This window comes from Pseudomonas sp. MDT1-17 (assembly GCF_054898105.1).
Genome location: NZ_JBUBVM010000001.1, coordinates 5176468 through 5199311 on the forward strand (window position 1 = coordinate 5176468; position 22844 = coordinate 5199311).

The window sequence follows — 22844 nt, forward strand, 5'->3', positions numbered from 1 at the left end:
TAATTGTCGCGCACATTAAAAAAACACATAAACAATTGATTTATAACGATTAAAAAACATTGGCCGCGATTTTGCTTAGTAACCATCCATAAAGCAGGGCTTTGCCCAGCATTCAATCGCGTCCACCAGACGAGTCTGGCCCCCCTTAGGAGTTTCCATGAGCGAGTTGCGTTTTACTGAAGATCACGAATGGCTGCGTACCGAAGCTGACGGCACCGTCACGGTCGGCATCACCGCTTTCGCACAGAACGCCCTGGGCGACGTGGTTTTCGTACAACTGCCTGAGCTGCAGTCCTACGACAAAGGCGCTGAAGCCGCCACCGTGGAATCGGTAAAAGCCGCCAGCGGCGTGTACATGCCGCTGGACGGTGAAGTGCTGGAAGTGAACCCGGCGCTGGACAGCAGCCCTGAACTGGTCAACGAAGATCCGCTGGGCGAAGGCTGGTTCTTCCGCTTCCAGCCAAGCGATGCCTCGGCTGTCGCCAAACTGCTGGATCAAGACGCTTACGACCGTCTGATCAAAGCCAACGCCGAAGCCTGAGGAGCGCCCCACATGACTCAAATTAATCTGAGCACCGCCAACGAATTCATCGCGCGCCACATCGGCCCGCGTTCCGGTGACGAACAAGCCATGCTCAACAGCCTCGGCTTCGACTCGCTGGAAGCCCTGAGCGCCAGCGTCATCCCCGACAGCATCAAAGGCACCAGCGTCCTCGGCCTCGAAGACGGCCTGAGCGAAGCGGATGCCCTGGCGTTGATCAAATCCATCGCCGGCAAAAACCAGCTGTTCAAGACTTACATCGGCCAGGGTTACTACGGCACTCATACGCCGTCGCCGATCCTGCGCAACCTGCTGGAAAACCCGGCCTGGTACACCGCGTACACCCCGTACCAACCGGAAATTTCCCAGGGCCGTCTCGAAGCGCTGCTGAATTTCCAGACCCTGATCAGCGACCTGACCGGCCTGCCGATTGCCAACGCCTCGCTGCTCGATGAAGCCACCGCCGCCGCCGAAGCGATGACCTTCTGCAAACGCCTGAGCAAGAACAAAGGCAGCCACGCCTTCTTCGCCTCCGTGCATTGCCACCCGCAAACCCTCGACGTGCTGCGCACCCGTGCCGAGCCGTTGGGCATCGAGGTGGTGGTCGGCGACGAACTCGAACTGACTGACGTGACGCCGTTCTTCGGCGCCCTGCTGCAATACCCGGCGAGCAACGGTGACGTCTTCGACTACCGCGAACTGACCGAACGCTTCCACGCCGCTAACGCGCTGGTCGCGGTGGCCGCTGACCTGTTGGCCCTGACCGTGCTGACCCCGCCGGGCGAGTTCGGTGCTGACGTCGCCATCGGCAGCGCGCAGCGCTTCGGCGTGCCGCTGGGCTTCGGTGGCCCGCACGCGGCGTATTTCTCCACCAAGGATGCGTTCAAGCGCGACATGCCGGGCCGTCTGGTCGGCGTCTCCGTCGACCGTTTCGGCAAGCCGGCGCTGCGCCTGGCGATGCAGACCCGCGAGCAACATATCCGCCGCGAGAAAGCCACCAGCAACATCTGCACCGCCCAGGTTTTGCTGGCCAACATCGCCAGCATGTACGCCGTGTATCACGGCCCGAAAGGCCTGACCCAAATTGCTAACCGCGTGCATCACCTGACCGCGATTCTGGCAAAAGGCTTGAGCGCACTGGGTCTGAACGTCGAACAAGAAAACTTCTTCGACACGCTGACGGTTAAAACCGGCGCGCAAACTGCTGCGTTGCACGACCAGGCTCACGCACAACAAATCAACCTGCGCGTGATCGATGGCGAGCGTCTGGGCCTGTCCCTCGACGAAACCACTTCGCAAGCTGACGTGGAAACCCTGTGGGCCCTGCTGGCCGACGGCAAAGCGCTGCCGGATTTCGCTGCATTGGCTGCGAATGTTGAAAGCACCATCCCGGCCGCACTGGTTCGCCAATCGCCGATCCTCAGCCACCCGGTGTTCAACCGTTATCACTCGGAAACCGAGCTGATGCGCTACCTGCGCAAGCTCGCCGACAAGGACCTGGCACTGGATCGCACCATGATCCCGCTGGGTTCCTGCACCATGAAACTCAACGCCGCCAGCGAAATGATCCCGGTGACCTGGGCCGAATTCGGCGCCCTGCACCCGTTCGCCCCGGCCGAGCAAAGCGCCGGCTATCAGCAACTGACCGATGAACTGGAAGCGATGCTCTGCGCCGCCACCGGTTACGACGCGATCTCGCTGCAACCGAACGCCGGTTCCCAAGGTGAGTACGCTGGCCTGTTGGCGATTCGCGCCTATCACCAGAGCCGTGGCGAAGACCGTCGCGACATCTGCCTGATCCCCTCGTCCGCCCACGGCACCAACCCGGCCACCGCCAACATGGCCGGTATGCGCGTGGTCGTCACGGCTTGCGATGCCCGCGGCAACGTCGACATCGAAGACCTGCGCGCCAAGGCCATCGAGCACCGCGAGCATCTCGCCGCGCTGATGATCACCTACCCGTCGACCCACGGCGTGTTCGAAGAAGGCATCCGCGACATCTGCGGCATCATTCATGACAACGGCGGCCAGGTGTACATCGACGGCGCCAACATGAACGCGATGGTCGGCCTCTGCGCACCGGGCAAGTTCGGCGGCGACGTGTCGCACCTGAACCTGCACAAGACCTTCTGCATTCCGCACGGTGGTGGCGGCCCGGGCGTCGGCCCGATTGGCGTCAAGTCGCACCTGACGCCGTTCCTGCCGGGTCATGCGCAGATGGAGCGCAAGGAAGGCGCGGTCTGTGCGGCACCGTTCGGCAGCGCGAGCATTTTGCCAATCACCTGGATGTACATTCGGATGATGGGTGGCGCGGGCCTGAAGCGTGCGTCGCAACTGGCGATCCTGAATGCCAACTACATTTCCCGTCGCCTCGAAGAGCACTACCCAGTCCTCTACACCGGCAGCAACGGCCTGGTGGCGCACGAATGCATCCTCGACCTGCGCCCGCTGAAAGACAGCAGCGGCATCAGCGTCGATGACGTCGCCAAGCGCCTGATCGACTTCGGTTTCCACGCCCCGACCATGTCGTTCCCGGTCGCCGGCACGCTGATGATCGAGCCGACCGAAAGCGAATCCAGGGAAGAACTGGACCGCTTCTGCGACGCCATGATCCGCATCCGCGAAGAAATCCGCGCGGTGGAAAACGGCACGCTGGACAAGGACGACAACCCGCTGAAGAACGCTCCGCACACCGCACAGGAAATCGTTGGCGAGTGGACGCATCCGTACAGCCGTGAACAAGCGGTGTATCCGGTCGCGTCGTTGATCGAAGGCAAGTACTGGCCGCCGGTCGGTCGCGTCGACAACGTGTTTGGCGATCGCAACCTGGTTTGCGCCTGCCCGTCGATCGAAAGCTACGCTTAAAACTGATGGGGGCGGGTTCGCCTGCCCCCTCAAGAACACCGTATACCCCTTGTGGGAGCGAGCCTGCTCGCGAAAGCAGTGTGTCAGGCAACATTGATGGCGACTGATCCACCGCTTTCGCGAGCAGGCTCGCTCCCACAGGGGATCTGCGCCTAGCATCAGATTCCGCCATTCCTATAACAAGAAACCGGAGAACAACCATGTCGTTAAGCGTGTTCGACCTGTTCAAGATTGGCATCGGTCCCTCCAGCTCGCACACCGTCGGTCCGATGCGTGCTGCTGCGCGTTTCGCCGAAGGCTTGCGCCGTGAAGGGCTGCTGGCCGCGACCACCTGCGTCAAAGTCGAGCTCTACGGATCACTCGGCGCCACCGGTAAAGGCCATGGCAGCGACAAGGCTGTGTTGCTGGGCCTGGAAGGCGAACACCCTGACACCGTGAACACCGAAACCGTCGCCGCCCGCCTGCAAGAGATTCGCAGCAGCGGTCGTCTGAACCTGCTCGGTGAGCACGCCATCGAATTCAATGAAAAACTGCACCTGGCGATGATTCGCAAACCGTTGGCGTATCACCCCAACGGCATGATCTTTCGCGCGTTCGACGCAGCGGGTTTGCAAATCCGCAGCCGCGAGTATTACTCGGTCGGCGGCGGTTTTGTCGTCGATGAAGACGCCGCTGGCGCCGACCGCATCGTCGAAGACGCCACGCCACTGACCTTCCCGTTCAAAAGCGCCAAGGACCTGCTCGGTCACTGCGCTACTTATGGCTTGTCGATCAGCCAGGTGATGCTGACCAACGAAAGTGCCTGGCGCCCGGAAGCGGAAACTCGCGCCGGCCTGCTGAAAATCTGGCAAGTGATGCAGGATTGCGTCGACGCCGGTTGCCGCAACGAGGGCATTTTGCCCGGTGGTTTGAAGGTCAAACGCCGTGCGGCAGCGCTGCATCGGCAACTGTGCAAGAACCCTGAATCGTCCCTGCGCGATCCGCTGTCGGTGCTGGACTGGGTCAACCTTTACGCACTGGCGGTCAACGAAGAAAACGCCAACGGCGGGCGCGTGGTGACTGCGCCTACAAACGGTGCGGCAGGGATCGTCCCCGCTGTTTTGCATTACTACATGCGCTTCATCCCCGGCGCCAACGAAGACGGTGTCGTGCGGTTTCTGCTGACCGCGGCGGCGATTGGCATTCTCTATAAAGAAAACGCCTCGATTTCCGGCGCTGAAGTCGGCTGTCAGGGTGAAGTCGGCGTGGCTTGCTCCATGGCCGCCGGTGCCCTGTGCGAAGTCCTCGGTGGCACCGTGCAGCAGGTGGAAAACGCCGCTGAAATTGGCATGGAACACAACCTCGGCCTGACCTGCGACCCGATCGGCGGGCTGGTGCAAGTGCCTTGCATCGAGCGTAACGCCATGGGTTCGGTGAAAGCCATCAATGCGGTGCGCATGGCCCTGCGCGGCGACGGTCAGCACTTCGTCTCCCTCGACAAGGTCATCCGCACCATGCGCCAGACCGGCGCCGACATGAAAAGCAAATACAAGGAAACCGCCCGTGGCGGTTTGGCGGTCAACATTATCGAGTGCTGATGCTCACGCGCACCCGCACACTTTTTCAGGAGCTGAATATGTCCACCGAACAATTGCTGAAAACCCCGTTGCACGCACTGCACATCGAACTCGGCGCGCGCATGGTGCCGTTCGCCGGCTATGACATGCCGGTGCAATACCCGCTGGGCGTGATGAAAGAACACCAGCACACCCGTGATCAGGCCGGGCTGTTCGATGTCTCGCACATGGGCCAGATTCGCCTGACCGGCGCCAATGCCGCCAGGGCCCTGGAAACCCTGGTGCCGGTGGACATCATCGACCTGCCGGTGGGCATGCAGCGCTACGCCATGTTCACCAACGAAACCGGCGGCATCCTCGACGACCTGATGGTCGCCAACCTCGGTAATGACGAACTGTTCCTGGTGGTCAACGCTGCCTGCAAGGATCAGGACCTTGCGCATCTGCGCAAGCATATCGGCGACCAGTGCGCTATCGAGCCGTTGTTCGAAGAACGTGCATTGCTGGCACTGCAAGGTCCTACCGCGGTTACCGTACTCGCGCGCCTGGCGCCTGAAGTCGCGAAGATGACCTTCATGCAGTTCGCCCGCGTGAAGCTGCTGGGTGTCGAGTGTTTTGTCAGCCGTTCGGGCTACACCGGTGAAGACGGCTTTGAAATCTCCGTACCCGCCGCTAACGCCGAAGCCCTGGCTCGCGCCCTGTTGGCCGAGCCTGAAGTGGCGGCCATCGGCCTTGGCGCTCGCGACTCCCTGCGCCTGGAAGCCGGCCTGTGCCTCTACGGCCACGACATGAACACCGAAACCACGCCGATCGAAGCAAGCCTGCTGTGGGCCATCTCCAAGCCTCGTCGCGCTGACGGCGCGCGGGCTGGCGGCTTCCCGGGCGCTGAAACCGTGTTCGGACAGCAACAAGCCGGCGTCAGCCGCAAGCGCGTGGGCCTGTTGCCTCAGGAACGCACGCCGGTGCGCGAAGGTGCAGAAATCGTCAATGAAGCAGGCGAGATCATTGGTGCGGTGTGCAGTGGTGGCTTCGGTCCGACCTTGGGCGGCCCTCTGGCGATGGGTTACGTCGACAGTGCTTACATCACTCTCGATACGCCGGTATGGGCGATTGTTCGTGGGAAAAAGGTGCCTTTGCTTGTAAGCAAAATGCCATTTGTTCCACAACGCTACTACCGCGGCTGATTGACTGTTTCTATAAGTAACGTGGTTGCGTTAACAGTGCACTAATGTGTAACGCAACCGCCATAAAACAGTGCATATCTTTGCTTGTAAGCTTCGCTTATAAACGTTGCTTATAACGAACGAAAACAATTGAACACCGCCATCGCATAAGCCCGCACTAGTTGACGCATAAACGCGCCAACGCGAGCAAATACGGGCCCTCCACAGGGCTTGTTTTTTCTCCCGTAGTTGGCGTAGAGTTTGTTCACTGTGTTTGCATGGGTCGCTTGGAATCGTGACCTGGGCAGTAGCCTACAAGTTAGCTACATCCCGTTCGACGTCTTCTTACTCTCCTGCAACCAGCCCCAGTTCTCTTTCACAAGAAGGAGGCTGTCATTAATTTTTGCGTCAAAGGAAATAAGAAATGGCTGATCGTCAGAGCGGTACCGTCAAGTGGTTTAACGACGAGAAAGGTTTTGGTTTTATCACTCCAGAAAGCGGTCCGGATCTGTTCGTGCATTTCCGCGCTATTCAGGGCAGCGGCTTCAAGAGCCTGAAAGAAGGCCAAAAAGTGACGTTCGTCGCTGTGCAAGGCCAGAAAGGCATGCAGGCTGACGAAGTACAAGCAGAAGCCTGATCTTCTGTTACGAAAAAGCCCCTGATGCTGACATCAGGGGCTTTTTTGTGCGCGTAAATCCGTAAAATGGCTTCTTTTTTCCGTCCAGAGGCTGCCATGTCGAAACACCTGCTCAAACCCCAGGGCGACTTCCCCGCCGCCACCCTGGGTCGTCGCCTGGCAGCGATGTTCTACGACTTCTTGTTGTGTGCCGCCCTGCTGATCGTCACCAGCGGCATTTACAAGATGATCCAGATGGCAATCATCGGCGAAGACAAAATGCGCTCACTGACCGAGGCCGGTGCGCTGGACGGCGATCCCCTGCTGTCGACGGTATTGCTGTTTGTGCTGTTCGGCTTCTTCGCCAAGTTCTGGACCTGGTCCGGCCAGACCCTGGGCATGCAGGTCTGGAGCATACGCGTACAAAACGCCGACGGCTCATCCATCAGCCTGTGGCAGGCGCTGTTGCGCTTTGTGGTGTCGATCGCGTCGCTGTTGTGCGTTGGGCTTGGGTTCATCTGGTCGCTGTTTGATAAACAGAAACGCAGCTGGCATGACATCTACTCCGATACCCAGCTTGTCCGCATTCCAAAGAAACAGAAGTAGCGCCCACAAAAAAGATCGCAGCCTTCGACAGCTACAGGTTTTGTGTACACCTGTGTAGGAGCTGCCGAAGGCTGCGATCTTTTGATCCTGCTCTTAAGCGTTGCCGGCCAGCTTCATCCGCGCAGCCTGAGTGAAGTCGAGCATGCGCTTGAGCGGGCGAATCGCCTGAGGAATCAGCGCCGGATCAACAAAGATCTCATTCGCCCCCTCCTTCAAGCTCTTCAGCAGGCGCTCAAGGGTGTTCATCGCCATCCACGGGCAATGTGCGCAGCTGCGGCACGCTGCGCCGTTACCGGCCGTTGGCGCTTCGATGAAGACTTTATCCGGGCATAGCTGCTGCATCTTGTAGAAGATGCCGCGATCGGTGGCGACGATCAGGGTCTTGTTTGGCAGGCTCTGCGCTGCCGCAATCAACTGACTGGTGGAGCCGACGGCATCCGCCAACTCGATCACCGATGTTGGCGACTCCGGATGCACCAGAATCGCTGCGTCCGGGTACAGCGCCTTCATGTCTTCGAGCTGTTTGGACTTGAACTCTTCGTGAACGATGCAGGCACCGTCCCACAGCAGCATGTCCGCGCCGGTCTGGCGCTGGATGTAGGTACCCAGGTGTTTGTCCGGGCCCCAAATGATGGTTTCGCCGTTATCCATCAGGCTTTCAACGATCTCCAGCGCGCAGCTTGAAGTGACTACCCAATCCGCCCGGGCTTTGACCGCCGCCGATGTGTTGGCATACACCACGACGGTGCGCTCCGGGTGCTGATCGCAGAACGCCGAGAACTCGTCCACCGGGCACCCCAGGTCCAGCGAGCAGGTGGCTTCCAGGGTCGGCATCAGGATGCGTTTTTCAGGGTTGAGGATTTTGGCGGTCTCGCCCATGAACTTCACACCGGCGACCACCACGGTCTTGGCCGGGTGAGCGCTACCGAAGCGGGCCATCTCCAGCGAGTCGGAGACGCAACCACCGGTTTCTTCGGCCAGGGCCTGAATCACGGGATCGCAGTAGAAGTGAGCAACCAGCACCGCGTCCTGAGCCTTGAGCTCGGCGGCGATGGCGGCACGGTAATAAGCTTCCTCCTCGGCAGTCAGCGGCTTGGGCTGCTTGGCGTCGAGGTGGGCTTGAACCAGAAGGCGTTCGGAAATCTGCGTCATGTTCGCAAGACCTGCAGGCGCTTTGCGCGAAAGTCGAGTATACACCCGGCTCCGGACCCTTCAGGGTACCGCCGGGAGAGTGAGTATCATCAGGCACGGACAACGTTGAAGCTGCGCAAGGCTACAGAATATCCCGTGGATGCAAAAGATGATTCTGACCTGCGTCACGGGTTGCAGCCCGGAACTGGGCGAGCTCAAATCGCGGACAAAAAAAAATCCGGAAATCCTCACTTGCGTGGGCCTTCCAGACTTTTAAAACTGCTACAAAAATGGTGGGTCGTGTGGGATTCGAACCTACGACCAATTGGTTAAAAGCCAACTGCTCTACCAACTGAGCTAACGACCCGCTGTGTGGTGGCGCGTATAATACTGATTTTTAAGGACTATTCAACACCTAATTTGAAATAAATCAAAAATAAGGTGTTGGGTCGCTCACGCCGGCCGATGCAAAGCCTTCTGCACGCAGTCGGCAGCTGTCGCATTTGCCGCATGCGTAGCCTTTATCGTCGGCCTGATAGCAGGAAACGGTCAGCCCATAATCGACCCCCAGCTTCACACCAGCCTGGACGATCTGCGCCTTGCTGAGGTTCTGCAGTGGCGCCTGAATACGGAAGCCATTGCCCTCTACACCGGCCTTCGTCGCCAGATTGGCCATGCGCTCGAAGGACTCGATGAACTCGGGACGGCAGTCCGGGTAACCGGAATAATCCACCGCGTTCACGCCGATAAAGATGTCACGCGCGCCGAGCACTTCAGCCCAACCCAGCGCCAGGGACAGAAACACCGTGTTGCGCGCCGGTACGTAAGTCACCGGAATACCTTCCCCCGCCACTACCGGCACATCGATGCTGGTGTCGGTCAGTGCCGAACCGCCGATACCGTTCAGGTTCAGGCCGATCACCTTGTGTTCCACCACACCCAAATCCCGGGCGACACGTTCGGCGGCGTGCAACTCGGCGTGAGAGCGCTGACCGTAATCAAAGCTCATGGTGTAGCAGCTGTAGCCCTCAGCACGGGCCATCGCCACGACGGTCGCCGAGTCCAGGCCGCCGGACAACAGGATGACCGCACGTTTTTCCACAGTTTTCAATTGTTCAGTCATTTCAGCGCCCCGGCTCGTCATTCCAAAGATATTTATGCAACTGCAATTGCAGTCGCACTGGCAGGTTGTCCGCCACCACCCAGTCAGCCAGGTCACGCGCGTTCAGGTCATGGTGACTTGGCGAGAACAGGACTTCACCGGCACGCTGATCCAGACCGTACTGAATCAGCTTGGACACAGCCCAGTCGTAGTCTTCCCGCGAGCAGATGACAAACTTCACCTGATCGTTGCGTGTGAGGAGTTCGATGTTCTCGTAGCGGTTGCGATGGGCTTCTTTCGAACCCGGGGTTTTCAGATCGACGACGCGACTGACCCGTGGATCGACCGCCGAGATATCCAGGGCACCGCTGGTTTCCAGCGAGACCTCGTAACCGGCGTCACACAACTGCCTGAGCAAGGGGATGGCGTTGGGTTGCGCCAGGGGCTCGCCGCCCGTGACACAGACGTAGCGCGGACGAAAACCGGCCACTTGCTCGAGGATGTCATCGAGCGGGCGAAGGGTGCCGCCCGTGAACGCGTAGGCGCTGTCGCAGTATTGGCAACGTAACGGGCAACCGGTCAGGCGCACAAAAACTGTGGGCAGGCCGGCAGTCCGCGTTTCACCCTGCAACGAGTAGAAAACTTCGGTGATTCTCAATGTGTCTTGCATAGTCGCCACGGGCATAACAGCTAAACAGGCTGTCCGCCTCCGTCAGGCACTTCAAGGAACCCCGCCACCGCGCAGATCCCAAAAAGCGTGTTTCATAAAAAGGGCGTGAATTCTAACGAAAAAACCCGCGACAGGCGCGGGTTTCTTCAAAATGGGTCAAGCAGCCTTACATTTTCTGCAGATCACGCTGAGCCAGCTGAGCAGCGGAAGTGCCCGGGTATTGCGACACGACCTGTTGCAGAATGCCTTTGACCTTGTCGGGATGACCGAGTCGGCGTTCTACATCAGCGAGCTTGTACAGCGAATCAGGCACTTTAGGGTGCTTGGGGTACAGCTGCGAAACCTTGGCAAATGCCTGACCTGCACCTTGCAGATCGCCTTTGGCCAAATTCACTTCGCCCAACCAGTACTGAGCATTACCCGCGTACTGGCTGTTCGGGTACTTGCGCAGGAATGCGGCAAACGCCTGGCTGGCTTTGTCGAAATCCTTGGCTTTGATCAGGTCGAAGGCTGCATCGTAATACAGTTTTTCCTTCGCTGGATCAGCCGGCTCGCTACCCGCGGCAGGTGCTTGAGCGGCTGCCGTTCCTGCTGCCGCTCCCGCGCCTGCTGCTGCACCGGGGGCGTTCAAACTACCACCGGTGGAAGAATTTTCAGGAGTCGCGGCTGGTGCAACGCCGGTTCCTATGCGCCGATCAAGATCCTGATATCGCTCCAGGCTCTCTTGCTTCATGCGCGCTACATCATTTTGCAGAACTTCGATGATGCCTTGTTGGCGCGAGATCTGCTCCTGCATCGATTGCAGTTGGTTGAACAGCTCGCCCTGTGCCGAGACAGGGGCCGCAACCCCTCCCCCGGCATAGGCGCCGTTCGTACCGTAACCCGCAGGCGGATAACTAGTCCCGCTATTGTTATAGCCGGAGTCATTATCGACTACAGGAACCGCAGCCCACACCGCAAGCGGTGCGAGGCTGAGAGCCAAAACAGTTACAGCACGACGGCACGTTCGCATGACGAATTACTTACGCAGTTCGACGCGACGGTTTTGAGACCAGGACTGCTCGTCGTTGCCGGTAGCAACTGCACGCTCTTCGCCGTAGGAAACCAGTTCCAGCTGAGCTGGGGAAACACCTTGCAGTACCAGGTAACGCTGAACGGCTTTCGCACGACGCTCGCCCAGTGCCATGTTGTACTCACGAGTACCACGTTCGTCGGTGTTGCCTTCCAGAACAACGCGAGCGCCGTTTGCTTTCAGGTCTTTGGCGTGAATGTCCAGGGAGCGCATGGCTTCTGGCTTCAGGTCCGAGCTGTCGTATTCGAAGTAGAAGGTGGTGATTGCGCGCAGAGCAGCTTCTTCGCTCAGGGAGCCGTCAACTGCACCAGTGTTAGCGCCGTAACCAGCGTTTGGATCTACAGCGCCTTCACCGGCGTTGTCGCCGCCTTTGGACGAGCAACCTACAGCTACAGCCATGGCCAGAGCCAGCGCAGCAAATTTACCAAACTTCAGCATTTCCATCGTGAAACTCCTAATGAACCCCAGTGTGTTAAGTACAACGTGTAGCGCCGCGTCAGTTCAGGTAAGGGGACCAGGAAGGTTCTCTGACTTCGCCTTGTGCGGTAGGAAGCGGGAGCCTTACGCGTCCATTAATGGACACGAGCATCAAGACTCCCCGGCCCTGCTGGCGGGTGGCGTAGATTACCATGGTGCCGTTGGGCGCAACAGTAGGCGACTCGTCCAGAGTGCTATCAGTGAGGATTTTTACGCTTCCGCGCTGCAAATCCTGGGCCGCTACCTTGAAATTAGTGAAACCTTCCTGGCGGTGAATCATTACCAGGGTCTTTTCGTCAGCCGAAAGCTTGGGGTTGGCGTTGTAGTTACCGATAAAGGTCACACGTTCCGCACCACCACCACCGACGCTGGTTTTGTAGATCTGTGGCTTGCCGCCGCGGTCCGAGGTGAAGTAGATGGTCGAACCATCTTTACCCCAGAACGGTTCGGTGTTGATGCCAGGACCATTGGTAACGCGAGTGATCTGACGCGAACCCAGGTTCATCACATAGATGTCAGGGTTACCGTCTTTCGACAACACGAACGCCAGACGTTGACCATCCGGCGACCATGCTGGCGCGCCATTCAGGCCTTCGAAATTGGTGATCTGCTCACGGCGACCGGTGTCGATGTTCTGCATGAAAATACGCGGACGCTTCTGCTCGAACGAGACATAAGCGATGCGCTTGCCGTCCGGTGCGAAACGCGGCGACAGGATCGGCTCGCGCGATTGCAGCAGGGTCACAGCGCGGGCACCGTCATAGTCCGAACGTTGCAGCGTGTAGCGAGTGTTCTTCTCGGAAAAACGCTCGGCTGTCACGTACAACAGACGAGTCGAGAACGCACCTTTGATACCGGTCAGTTTTTCGAACGACTGGTCCGCGATGTAGTGCGACATGTCGCGCAATTGATCGACGCTGCCCGACACGCTGCCGGTCAGTACTTGCTGCTCGGTGGCGACGTTGAACAGTGCGTATTGGACCTGCAAGCGACCGCCCGCAGGAGCAATGCTGCCAACCATGACGTACTGGGCACCCAGCGCCTTGAAGTCACGGAAGATGATTTCGCTGGCCTGGCTTGGCTGGCTGATCATGTTCTGCTTTGGAATCGGCGAGTAGTAACCCGAGTTGCGCAGGTCGTTACCGATGATTTCGGCCATGTCGTCCGGCAGCACGCTGCCGCCCTGGTTGCCGAACGGAACGACTGCAATCGGGGTGGCCCGATCACTGCCGCTGGTGACCAGAATGTTTTTTTCATCTGCTGCCGCTATCCCTGCCAGGCAGCAGATAACGACAAGCATTCCTCGAAGAAGGTTTCTCACAAGGCTAGATCCTCAGGTGTGAATGTCATCTTGAATGAACGATACGGAGCGAAATCGCTCGGCTTCATTCCCTGCATTTCTGTCAAACGTCCAATATTCTTCACCGCTGCTACAGCAGAAGCGTCAAATGGACCATCGCCACTGGACTTGCCGACGCTGACCGAAGTCACCGTACCGTCCGGCAACATGCCGATTTGCAACACGACTGTCATGCCTTTGCGGGCCGAAGGTGGACGAGCCCAACCTTCCGCTGCACGAGCACGGATCAGATCATCGAAACTGCCGGCGACTTCGTCACCCTGCTCATCCGCCAAGGCCTGCTGACGCTCCGGCGTGTCAGAAAGCAAATCTGCCAAGGCCTGAGCCTTTTTGTCTTCGGCGGATTTACGTGCCGCTTCCTGCGATTTTTTCTTCGCCGCATCGGCAGCAGCTTTCTTCTTCGCGTCTTCGGCGACTTTCTTCTTCGCGTCTTCAGCTTCAGATTTCTTCTTGGCGTCTTCCGCTGCTTTCTTCTTCGCGTCCTCGACGATCTTTTTCTTCGCTTCTTCAGCGGCCGCTTTCTTGGCCTCTTCTTCAGCTGCTTTCTTGGCTTCTTCTTCAGACTTCTTCTTGGCTATATCAGCCAATTGTTTCTCTTCGACCTTTTTGGCTTCGGCGGTCTTCTTCGCTTCATCGGCTTTCTTGGCTTCATCAGCCTTTTTTGCCTCATCCGCTTTCTTCGTCTCGTCGGCCTTCTTGGATTCTTCGGCTTTTTGAGCCGCATCTTCCTTCTTTTGTTCCGCGGCTTTGATCGCTTCCTGCTCGATCTTTTTCTGTTCCATCTGTTCGACTTCGGTCTGGCGCGCGGCGGATTTCTTCGCCTCACCCGCAATCTTCTGATTGGTCTGGGTGGTCGCCTGGCTTTTCGATTTCAGCTGGTACAGGGTCGCCTGGACAATCGGCTTGGCCGGCGGGAGTTCTGGTGTGAAGGCAAAACTGACGAACAGCATGCCGAACACCAGCACGTGCAAGACAATCGCCAGGACACTAGGCCAGAAGTAGCTTTCCGAGGCGGACGGCTCTCGCATTTGCTGCATCAGGGTGCCTCGGTAATCAAGCCAACGTTACCGACCCCGGCTTTCTGCAACCCGCCCATGGCGCCCATGACGGAACCGTAATCAACGGTCTTGTCGCCGCGGATGAACACTTGGGTACGCTTGCCGCCTTCAGTACCGGCGCGAATGATCTTGGTCACGGCGTCAGTCATCTGCGGCAAGGTCATTGCCTTGTCCTGCTGTTTCTCGGTGTCGACTTCGCTGCCAAGGTTCCAGTAATAGGTCTTGTCAGCCTTGATCGAAATGGTCAGGACCTGGGTGTTGTTGTCCTGCGGCAAGGCTTCGCTGGAAACCTTGGGCAGATCAACTTTCACGCCCTGATTGAGCATCGGTGCGGTCACCATGAAGATGACCAGCAGTACCAGCATCACGTCGATGTAAGGCACCACGTTCATCTCGGCAACCGGCTTGCGCTTTTTGCGAGCTCGAGCGATTAAAGCCATTGGAAATTACCTGCTTATTCTTCGCTGGTGTGCACTTTGCGGTGCAGGATCGCCTGGAATTCATCGGCGAAGGTGTAGTAGCGGCTGATCAGCGTTTCGCTGCGAGCGGCAAAACGGTTGTAAGCGATAACGGCCGGGATGGCGGCGAACAAGCCGATCGCGGTTGCGATCAGTGCTTCGGCGATACCTGGAGCCACAGTGGCCAGGGTCGCTTGCTGAGCAGTTGCCAGACCACGGAAGGAGTTCATGATGCCCCAGACTGTACCGAACAGACCGATGTACGGGCTGACGGAACCGACGGTGGCGAGGAACGGCAGGCTCTGCTCGAGCTTTTCTTCTTCGCGGGAAATGGCGACGCGCATGGCACGGGCTACGCCTTCCATGACCGCTTCCGGGTCAACACCTGGCTGCTGGCGCAGACGGGAGAATTCCTTGAAACCGGCACGGAAGATCTGCTCTACGCCCGAATCCGGATCAGGGTTGCTGCCGGCCTGACGGTAGAGTTTGGACAGGTCGATACCCGACCAGAAGCGCTCTTCAAAGCTCTCCAGGGCACGTCGACCCGCGCGCAGCAGGTTGCTGCGCTGAAAGATCATGATCCATGAGGTCACCGATGCGGCTACCAGGATCAGCATTACCAGTTGCACCACGATACTGGCATTGCTGACCAGGCTCCACATGGAGGAATGGTCGACGACGTTAGCTTCCACGCTTTATCTCCTGCTTTGAGTGTGTACCCGCGCCGCTCACGTCGGCAAAGGCCGCACGTAGAGCTTCGGGAATGGCCCGGGGTTTCAAACTGTTAGTGCGCACACAGGCCACCAAAAACTGCCCTTCGCAGAGCAGCACATTATCCGTGGCTCGCCTGACCTGCTGTTTGAAGCGCAGGCTGACACGGTTCAATTCGATTACTTCAGCGCTTACCAGCAGCTCGTCGTCCAGTCGCGCCGGCGCGTGATAACGCGCTTCGCTGGAATGCACGACGAACAACAGGTCCTCCCCTGCAAGCGCCGATTGGGCAAAGCCCAGCTCCCGGAGCCGCTCGGTTCGAGCCCGTTCCATAAACTTGAGGTAATTAACGTAATACACGATGCCGCCCGCATCGGTGTCCTCGTAATAAACGCGACAACGAAGTGCGAAAGGCTCAAGCCCGTTTTGCGCGCGCATACTCTAGTGCTTACTCCTCAGGTTGCCAATCCGGCCAGGCAACTGTTTTTCATTGATTCACGGCTTTCTGGCGAAAGTACGGTCCTAGGACCGCACAAACGCCGAATAAATCAGCGCGCAAAGATTATTAATCGTCCCCGGCATCGAGGAATTCGTCTACCACAGGCATCTCGCCCATACGTGTCGGAATGTTTAAACCGAAGTGCAGGTACGCATGCCGGGTCACCACTCGTCCCCGCGGCGTACGCATGATGTAGCCCTGCTGGATCAGGTACGGCTCCAGCACGTCTTCAATGGTGTGGCGCTCTTCACTGATGGCTGCGGCGAGGCTGTCGACCCCGACCGGCCCGCCATCGAACTTCTCGATCATGGTCAACAACAAGCGTCGATCCTGATGATCGAAGCCACGCTCGTCGACATCCAGCAGGTTCAAGGCCAGGTCGGCGATCGGCTTGGTGATGTGGCCCTTGGCGCGAACTTCGGCGAAATCCCGAACCCGGCGCAACAAGCGGTTGGCAATTCGCGGCGTACCACGGGCACGGCGGGCGATTTCGAAGGCGCCTTCCGGGTCCAGCGGCAAGCCGAGGATACTCGCCGAACGACTGACAATCGTTGCCAGGTCAGCGGTGTTGTAGAATTCCAGGCGCTGGACGATCCCGAAACGGTCGCGCAGCGGATTGGTCAGCATCCCCGCCCGCGTCGTCGCGCCGACCAGGGTGAACGGCGGCAGATCAAGCTTGATCGAACGCGCGGCCGGCCCTTCGCCGATCATGATGTCGAGCTGGAAATCTTCCATGGCCGGGTACAGCACTTCTTCAACGATCGGCGAGAGCCGATGGATTTCGTCGATGAACAATACGTCGTGCGGCTCAAGATTGGTCAACAGCGCAGCCAGATCACCCGGGCGCTCAAGCACAGGGCCCGAAGTGCTCTTGATCGACACCCCCATTTCCTGGGCGATGATGTTGGCCAGGGTGGTTTTACCCAAACCCGGCGGGCCGAAAATCAGTGTGTGGTCCAAGGATTCATTGCGCCCACGGGCCGCCTGGATGAACAACTCCATTTGCTCGCGAACGGTCGGCTGGCCAATGTACTCGGCCAGGCTGACAGGACGAATCGCCCGGTCCTGGACTTCCTCGCGGTCACGAGGGCCAGGCGTGGCGGTAATCAGACGATCAGCTTCAATCACTTAAATCATTCCCTTCAGGGCACGACGAATCATGTCTTCACTGCTCAAACCTTTCTCCTTGATCGCAGAAATCGCCTTGCTGGCCTCCTGCGGTTTGTAGCCCAGGGAGATCAGCGCGCTGACCGCGTCATTTTCGGCGGTAGCGACCGGCGCCGTCTCTGGCCCACCCGGCTGGTTTGGCACCAGGGCGAACATCGCCGGTACAGTCTCCCACGCCTTGAAGCGATCCTTGAGTTCCACCAGCAAACGCTCGGCAGTCTTCTTGCCCACGCCCGGCACCTTGGTCAGTGCCGAGGTGTCCTGGGACTGCACGCAGCGGACCAGCTCATCGACTTCCAGGCTCGACATCAGGGCCAGGGCCAATTTCGGTCCTACACCATTGAGACGGATCAACTCGCGGAAAAAGTCTCGCTCGCGCTTGCCGAAGAAGCCATAGAGTAACTGCGCGTCTTCGCGTACGACCAAATGGGTGTGCAAGGTCAGCGGTTCACCGACCGACGGCAAGCGGTAGAGCGTGGTCATGGGCACTTCAAGCTCATACCCCAGACCGTTTACATCCAGAATCAGGTGCGGCGGCTGTTTCTCAGCCAGAGTGCCGCGCAAGCGTCCAATCACGTTTCAGATCCTTGAGCGTTGGCCAGATCAGTGCTGGCGACTGAAAGAACAAGGGTTTTGCGCCGACGACACAGGCGCAAAACCCTCGTTCCATAAAAATTGATTGCTGATGCTATCAGAGACGCAGGCGCCCGCCACGACTGCGTGCCGTACCCAGACCATGGGGCAACAGGCTGGAACGGGTGTGAGCATGGCAGATGGCAATGGCCAGGGCATCCGAGGCATCGATTTGCGGCTTGCTGGTCAATTTCAGCATGTGCATGACCATCATCTGCACCTGTTCTTTATTCGCTGCGCCCGTGCCGGTAACCGCTTGTTTGACCTGGGTTGCGGTGTACTCAGCGATTTCCAGGCTTTCTTCCGCGCCGGCAACGATAGCGGCGCCGCGGGCCTGGCCAAGCTTCAGCGCAGAGTCGGCGTTGCGCGCCATGAAGACCTTTTCGATGCCCATGGTCACCGGGCCGTAGGTCTGGATAACTTCGCGTACGCCGCGATAGACGATTTGCAGGCGCTCATGCAGCTCGCCGGAACCTGTGCGAATGCAACCCGACGCCACGTACACGCAGCCACGCCCGGTATCACGCACCACGCCATAACCGGTAATGCGCGAACCGGGGTCGATACCAAGAATTAAAGTCATAACGCCTGCAAAGAGAGAATGCGGTTACCTGAGGATAACCTCAGGGTGATGCCTGAAAATCAAAAGATCGCAGGCTTCGCCAGCTCCTACCTGTACAGCGTAAACTGTAGGAGTTGCCGAAGGCTGCGATCTTTATAAATGCATCAACCGAGCTGCGCAGCTACCGACTCAGGAATGTCCGCGTTGGAGTAGACGTTCTGCACGTCATCCAGGTCTTCAAGCATGTCGATCAGCTTGAGAACTTTCTCGGCGCCTTCCAGATCGAGTTCGGCACTGGTGGTCGGCAGCATCACGATTTCCGCGTCATCTCCCTTGAAACCGGCCGCTTCCAGGGCATTACGCACGGAATAGAAGCCAGCGAACGAGGTGAACACGTCGATGGACCCGTCTTCGTGGGTCACCACGTCATCGGCATCGGCTTCCATCGCCGCTTCCATCAGCGCGTCTTCATCGACGCCCGGTGCGAAGGAAATCTGCCCCTTGCGCTCAAACAGATAAGCCACCGAACCGTCCGTCCCGAGGTTGCCGCCACACTTGCTGAACGCATGGCGAACAGCGGCGGCGGTGCGATTGCGGTTGTCGGTCATGCACTCGACCATCACCGCGACACCACCCGGGCCGTAACCTTCGTAGGTCAGTTCGACCATGTCGTCGGTGTCGGCAGCACCGGCGCCGCGCGCGACCGCGCGATCAATGATGTCGCGGCTCATGTTCGCGCCAAGGGCCTTGTCCAGCGCCAGACGCAAACGCGGGTTGGACCCCGGATCACTACCGCCCTGACGGGCAGCAACGGTCAGCTCACGAATCCACTTGGTGAAAATCTTGCCCTTCTTGGCATCCTGACGTTCTTTGCGGTGCTTGATGTTCGCCCACTTGGAATGACCCGCCATATCTCGCTCCGAATTTTCTTTGAAACATTGCCCGCCGCGCCATGACACGCCAGCCGGCAAATAAAAATCTCGACCTGTCTATAAAGAAAGGGCGCATCCGAAGATGCGCCCTTCTGGTCAGCCTTACTCTGCTTTAGGCGTTTCGCGCAGACGAATGTGCAGTTCGCGCAATGCCTTGGCATCTACAACACCCGGTGCCTGAGTCATGACGCAAGCGGCGCTCTGGGTTTTCGGGAAGGCGATCACTTCACGGATCGACTGGGCGCCGGTCATCAGCATCACGAGACGGTCCAGACCGAAGGCCAGGCCACCGTGCGGCGGCGCGCCGTATTTCAGGGCGTCGAGCAGGAAGCCGAATTTCTCTTCCTGTTCCGCTTCACTGATACCCAGCAGACGGAACACCGACTGTTGCATTTCCTTGCGGTGGATACGGATCGAACCGCCACCCAGCTCGGTGCCGTTCAGGACCATGTCGTAGGCACGGGACAAAGCGGTCGCCGGGTTGGCTTCCAGTTCTTCCGGGGTGCACTTCGGTGCGGTGAACGGGTGGTGCAAGGCGGTGAAGCTGCCGTCGTCGTTCTCTTCGAACATCGGGAAGTCGACGACCCACATTGGCGCCCACTTGCAGGTCAGCAAGTCCAGGTCGTTGCCGACCTTGATCCGCAGTGCACCCAGCGCTTCGCTGACGATCTTCGACTTATCGGCGCCGAAGAACACGATGTCGCCATCGACCGCGCCAACACGATCGAGGATCACGTTGAGGTTGGCTTCAGGGATATTTTTGACAATAGGCGATTGCAGCCCCTCGACGCCCTTCGCGCGCTCATTGACCTTGATGTACGCCAGGCCCTTGGCACCGTAGATGCCGACGAACTTGGTGTAGTCGTCGATCTGCTTGCGCGGCATGCTCGCCGCGCCTGGAACGCGCAACGCGGCAATGCGGCATTTCGGGTCGTTGGCCGGGCCGCTGAACACCTTGAAGTCGACTTCTTTGAGCTGGTCGGCAACGTCAACCAGTTCCAGCGGGTTACGCAGGTCCGGCTTGTCGGAACCGTAACGACGCATGGCCTCTTCGAAAGTCATGTGCGGGAAGTCGCCGAATTCCAGATCAAGCACTTCCTTGAACAGGTTGCGGATCATTTGTTCGGTGATGCCCATGATCTCTTTTTCATCGAGGAAGCTGGTCTCGATGTCGATCTGGGTGAATTCCGGCTGGCGGTCAGCCCGCAGGTCTTCGTCGCGGAAGCACTTGGCAATCTGGTAGTAACGGTCGAAGCCGGCGACCATCAGCAGTTGCTTGAACAGCTGCGGCGATTGCGGCAAGGCAAAGAAGGAACCGGCGTGGGTACGGCTCGGCACCAGGTAGTCACGAGCGCCTTCCGGGGTGGCACGAGTCAAGATCGGCGTCTCGACGTCGAGGAAGCCGTTCTCGTCCAGGAAGCGACGGATGCTGGTGGTCATGCGCGAACGCAGACGCAGCTTCTCGAGCATTTCCGGACGACGCAGGTCGATGAAGCGATAACGCAGGCGGGTTTCTTCGCCGACGTCGGAGAACTCATTGAGCGGGAACGGCGGGGTTTCCGCTTCGTTCAATACTTCCAGCTCGTAGCCCAGCACTTCGATCATGCCCGACGCCATGTTGGCGTTGCCGGCGCCGGCCGGACGCAGGCGTACCTTGCCGGTCACCTTGACCACGTACTCGCTGCGCACGCGATCGGCGGCGGCGAAGGTTTCAGCGCGGTCCGGGTCGAACACCACCTGGGCCAGACCATCACGATCACGGATATCGAGGAAAATCACCCCACCGTGGTCACGGCGACGGTGAACCCATCCGCAAAGGGTAATTTCCTGGCCTTCCAGGGCTTCGTTCAGTTGGCCGCAATAATGGCTGCGCATCATGGTAGTGGTTTCACTTCTCGTAATTCGAAATTCGGTTGGAGGCCTTGCGTACATCCTGCCCTTGATAAAGATGCTGGAGGTTGCAAGAGCTCGCACGTGTCGTTCAACTCAGGTCCAGGACCCTAGTCAGCTTTGTCGCCGCCGGCCAGATTCTTCTTGGAACCGGTCTTGAAATCGGTTTCGTACCAGCCGCTGCCGCTGAGGCGGAAGCCCGGCATGGACAGCATCTTCTTAAGCTCTGGCGCCTGGCAGGCAGGGCAGTCGACCAGCGGTGCTGCGCTGATCTTTTGAATGGCTTCCAACTGATGACCACAGGAAGCACATTGATAGTCGTACATCGGCATGGGGATTGTCTCGGCGATCAGATTGCTACCGCACACGCTGGGTTTTGCGGCAAAGAGCGGGATTATATCCATTAAATGCAGCCTGTGCAGCCGTAAGACTGCACAGACCGACACTCTGCCCATTCCACCGCGGTGGCTAAGGCATGGCGACGCAACCGCCTTCCTTCAGGCTATGCACAACGCACACAACCCGCACCAGCCCGGTGAAGTTCTTGACCCCGCCGTGACGCAAATGCACCTCGCGGTCCACATGGGACAACAGCGCACTGACCGTACAGCAGTTGACCTTGGCCATGTCACCCAAAATATCCCAGTACACCTGTTCAAGCCGCAAACAGGTTGCAAAGCCGTTCAGCCGCACTGACCGGGATAAAGGCTGGGCCAGGCCCATATCAAATTCGCTGACAAATGGATCAATCCTTACCTCCTTGACTGGACCGCTCATCCCCTCGCTTCGCCTGCCTTCGTAAACCATATCGTTGACACTCCTTTGTCATCCTTGCTTTTTTATAAGAGCAACAAGCTGTGGCTCTATAAAAACGCAGGCGCAAAGTTATATCCAGATGACTTTATGACCATCAACGTAGGATTTGCCAACAACTGAAGGGCGATCATGGAGAGCGTCCTACTCCAGACAGTTTCCTACACACTTGGGCGCACTATCATTCAACAGAAAGGCATTTAAAGTGACAAGAAGACAGGGCGCGAACAACACCTCATGGGCGCCATCCGCGCACCGACATGGTTACTGGTCCAGCAGGGAGCGCAGCATCCACGCGGTTTTCTCGTGGACTTGCATACGCTGGGTCAGGAGATCAGCCGTTGGCTCGTCACTGACTTTGTCGAGCAGCGGGAATATCCCGCGTGCAGTACGTGTGACCGCCTCCTGACCTTCGACCAGCTGCTTGATCATGTCTTCGGCACTGGGTACACCCACCTCCTCCTTGATAGAAGAAAGTCGCGCATAAATAGAGTAGAGACCCGGAGCAGGAAATCCGAGAGCGCGAATTCTCTCGGCAATTGAATCGACGGCCAGGGCCAACTCGTTATATTGCTCCTCGAACATCAAGTGCAGGGTCCGAAACATCGGACCGGTGACATTCCAATGGAAGTTATGGGTTTTCAAATAAAGTACATAAGTGTCCGACAGCAGACGCGAAAGTCCGTCGACGATGGACTTGCGATCCTCTTCACTGATTCCAATATCGATTGCCATGCGTTTCCCCTAAAGGTGATGAAATTCATCCAACAGGTGCAAGACCACTCTAGCAAGCTTGCCAGCACCTCGCAGCCCCGGGTTATCCGGTTGCCTGCGACAAATCGACCCTCAGTGCACCGTCGGACTGCCTGATTTGAGTAGCTGCAGGCTTTGCTGTTAAATAGACAGTGTGTCGCTACCGCCTATTTTCCGGGGGCCGCGCATAGGCTGGTACCGGGTGCGTG

The 22844-nt window shown here is 58.4% G+C and carries 24 protein-coding genes and 1 tRNA gene; 6 read left to right on the forward strand and 19 right to left on the reverse strand.

Annotated features, from left to right (window positions below):
• Positions 1-157 precede the first annotated feature (157 nt).
• From gcvH to ACYZTX_RS24045, 6 genes are all read left to right on the forward strand, one after another.
• Positions 158-541: a glycine cleavage system protein GcvH gene (gene gcvH / locus ACYZTX_RS24020; RefSeq protein ID WP_449643494.1), complete on the forward strand. Its 384-nt coding sequence runs from the start codon at positions 158-160 to the stop codon at positions 539-541.
• A 12-nt stretch (positions 542-553) separates the two neighbouring features.
• Entirely contained in the window at positions 554-3406 is a 2853-nt protein-coding gene (gene gcvP, locus ACYZTX_RS24025; RefSeq protein ID WP_462036129.1) for an aminomethyl-transferring glycine dehydrogenase, read from the forward strand.
• Positions 3407-3606: 200 nt separating this feature from the next.
• Positions 3607-4983, forward strand: a complete 1377-nt coding sequence (locus ACYZTX_RS24030; protein WP_462036130.1) for an L-serine ammonia-lyase — start codon at positions 3607-3609, stop codon at positions 4981-4983.
• 38 nt (positions 4984-5021) lie between these two features.
• Positions 5022-6146 carry a glycine cleavage system aminomethyltransferase GcvT gene (gcvT, locus tag ACYZTX_RS24035; RefSeq protein WP_462036131.1) on the forward strand — a complete coding sequence of 375 codons (1125 nt, stop codon included), beginning with the start codon at positions 5022-5024 and terminating at the stop codon, positions 6144-6146.
• 403 nt (positions 6147-6549) lie between these two features.
• Positions 6550-6762, forward strand: coding sequence for a cold-shock protein (locus tag ACYZTX_RS24040; protein WP_462036133.1), 213 nt, complete (start codon positions 6550-6552; stop codon positions 6760-6762).
• Between the two features lie 96 nt (positions 6763-6858).
• The gene (locus ACYZTX_RS24045) at positions 6859-7347 is read left to right on the forward strand and encodes an RDD family protein (RefSeq protein WP_462036134.1); all 489 of its coding nucleotides are present in this window, start codon (positions 6859-6861) and stop codon (positions 7345-7347) included.
• Between the two features lie 93 nt (positions 7348-7440).
• Here ACYZTX_RS24045 and nadA read toward each other — a convergent pair whose 3' ends face one another.
• The 19 genes from nadA to ACYZTX_RS24140 all read right to left on the reverse strand — a co-directional run bounded on the left by nadA (position 7441) and on the right by ACYZTX_RS24140 (position 22617).
• On the reverse strand, positions 7441-8499 hold the full coding sequence (nadA, locus tag ACYZTX_RS24050; RefSeq protein WP_461969189.1) for a quinolinate synthase NadA: 1059 nt from the start codon (positions 8497-8499) through the stop codon (positions 7441-7443).
• A gap of 270 nt (positions 8500-8769) precedes the next feature.
• A tRNA-Lys gene (locus tag ACYZTX_RS24055) sits at positions 8770-8845 on the reverse strand.
• 63 nt (positions 8846-8908) lie between these two features.
• Positions 8909-9601 carry a 7-cyano-7-deazaguanine synthase QueC gene (gene queC, locus ACYZTX_RS24060; protein WP_462036135.1) on the reverse strand — a complete coding sequence of 231 codons (693 nt, stop codon included), beginning with the start codon at positions 9599-9601 and terminating at the stop codon, positions 8909-8911.
• A gap of 1 nt (position 9602) precedes the next feature.
• Positions 9603-10250 carry a 7-carboxy-7-deazaguanine synthase QueE gene (queE, locus tag ACYZTX_RS24065; RefSeq protein WP_462036136.1) on the reverse strand — a complete coding sequence of 216 codons (648 nt, stop codon included), beginning with the start codon at positions 10248-10250 and terminating at the stop codon, positions 9603-9605.
• Between the two features lie 166 nt (positions 10251-10416).
• The gene (gene ybgF, locus ACYZTX_RS24070) at positions 10417-11262 is read right to left on the reverse strand and encodes a tol-pal system protein YbgF (protein WP_462036137.1); all 846 of its coding nucleotides are present in this window, start codon (positions 11260-11262) and stop codon (positions 10417-10419) included.
• A gap of 6 nt (positions 11263-11268) precedes the next feature.
• Entirely contained in the window at positions 11269-11766 is a 498-nt protein-coding gene (pal, locus tag ACYZTX_RS24075; protein WP_461977623.1) for a peptidoglycan-associated lipoprotein Pal, read from the reverse strand.
• Positions 11767-11818: 52 nt separating this feature from the next.
• Positions 11819-13120, reverse strand: a complete 1302-nt coding sequence (tolB, locus tag ACYZTX_RS24080; RefSeq protein WP_462036138.1) for a Tol-Pal system beta propeller repeat protein TolB — start codon at positions 13118-13120, stop codon at positions 11819-11821.
• Positions 13117-14196, reverse strand: coding sequence for a cell envelope integrity protein TolA (gene tolA / locus ACYZTX_RS24085; protein WP_347803482.1), 1080 nt, complete (start codon positions 14194-14196; stop codon positions 13117-13119). The genes tolB and tolA overlap by 4 nt, the downstream gene beginning before the upstream one ends.
• Positions 14196-14648, reverse strand: coding sequence for a protein TolR (tolR, locus tag ACYZTX_RS24090; RefSeq protein WP_161807482.1), 453 nt, complete (start codon positions 14646-14648; stop codon positions 14196-14198). The genes tolA and tolR overlap by 1 nt, the downstream gene beginning before the upstream one ends.
• A 23-nt stretch (positions 14649-14671) precedes the next feature.
• Positions 14672-15367, reverse strand: coding sequence for a protein TolQ (tolQ, locus tag ACYZTX_RS24095; protein WP_017340467.1), 696 nt, complete (start codon positions 15365-15367; stop codon positions 14672-14674).
• A complete protein-coding gene (gene ybgC, locus ACYZTX_RS24100) occupies positions 15357-15824 on the reverse strand; it encodes a tol-pal system-associated acyl-CoA thioesterase (protein ID WP_131059803.1) in 468 nt (155 codons plus the stop codon). The genes tolQ and ybgC overlap by 11 nt, the downstream gene beginning before the upstream one ends.
• A gap of 127 nt (positions 15825-15951) precedes the next feature.
• Positions 15952-17013: a Holliday junction branch migration DNA helicase RuvB gene (gene ruvB, locus ACYZTX_RS24105; RefSeq protein ID WP_462036139.1), complete on the reverse strand. Its 1062-nt coding sequence runs from the start codon at positions 17011-17013 to the stop codon at positions 15952-15954.
• Positions 17014-17628 (reverse strand): Holliday junction branch migration protein RuvA, encoded by a 615-nt coding sequence (gene ruvA / locus ACYZTX_RS24110; RefSeq protein ID WP_462036140.1) that lies wholly within the window; start codon positions 17626-17628, stop codon positions 17014-17016. It abuts the gene before it with no gap.
• Positions 17629-17743: 115 nt separating this feature from the next.
• A complete protein-coding gene (gene ruvC / locus ACYZTX_RS24115) occupies positions 17744-18268 on the reverse strand; it encodes a crossover junction endodeoxyribonuclease RuvC (RefSeq protein WP_008147379.1) in 525 nt (174 codons plus the stop codon).
• A 143-nt stretch (positions 18269-18411) separates the two neighbouring features.
• Entirely contained in the window at positions 18412-19158 is a 747-nt protein-coding gene (locus ACYZTX_RS24120; protein ID WP_129437845.1) for a YebC/PmpR family DNA-binding transcriptional regulator, read from the reverse strand.
• A 123-nt stretch (positions 19159-19281) separates the two neighbouring features.
• Positions 19282-21057: an aspartate--tRNA ligase gene (aspS, locus tag ACYZTX_RS24125; protein ID WP_462036141.1), complete on the reverse strand. Its 1776-nt coding sequence runs from the start codon at positions 21055-21057 to the stop codon at positions 19282-19284.
• Positions 21058-21179: 122 nt separating this feature from the next.
• The gene (locus tag ACYZTX_RS24130; protein WP_010208103.1) at positions 21180-21401 is read right to left on the reverse strand and encodes an FmdB family zinc ribbon protein; all 222 of its coding nucleotides are present in this window, start codon (positions 21399-21401) and stop codon (positions 21180-21182) included.
• A gap of 136 nt (positions 21402-21537) precedes the next feature.
• On the reverse strand, positions 21538-21876 hold the full coding sequence (locus ACYZTX_RS24135; protein WP_462036142.1) for a ribbon-helix-helix domain-containing protein: 339 nt from the start codon (positions 21874-21876) through the stop codon (positions 21538-21540).
• Positions 21877-22146: 270 nt separating this feature from the next.
• Positions 22147-22617: a Dps family protein gene (locus tag ACYZTX_RS24140; RefSeq protein ID WP_462036143.1), complete on the reverse strand. Its 471-nt coding sequence runs from the start codon at positions 22615-22617 to the stop codon at positions 22147-22149.
• Between the last annotated feature and the right edge of the window lie 227 nt (positions 22618-22844).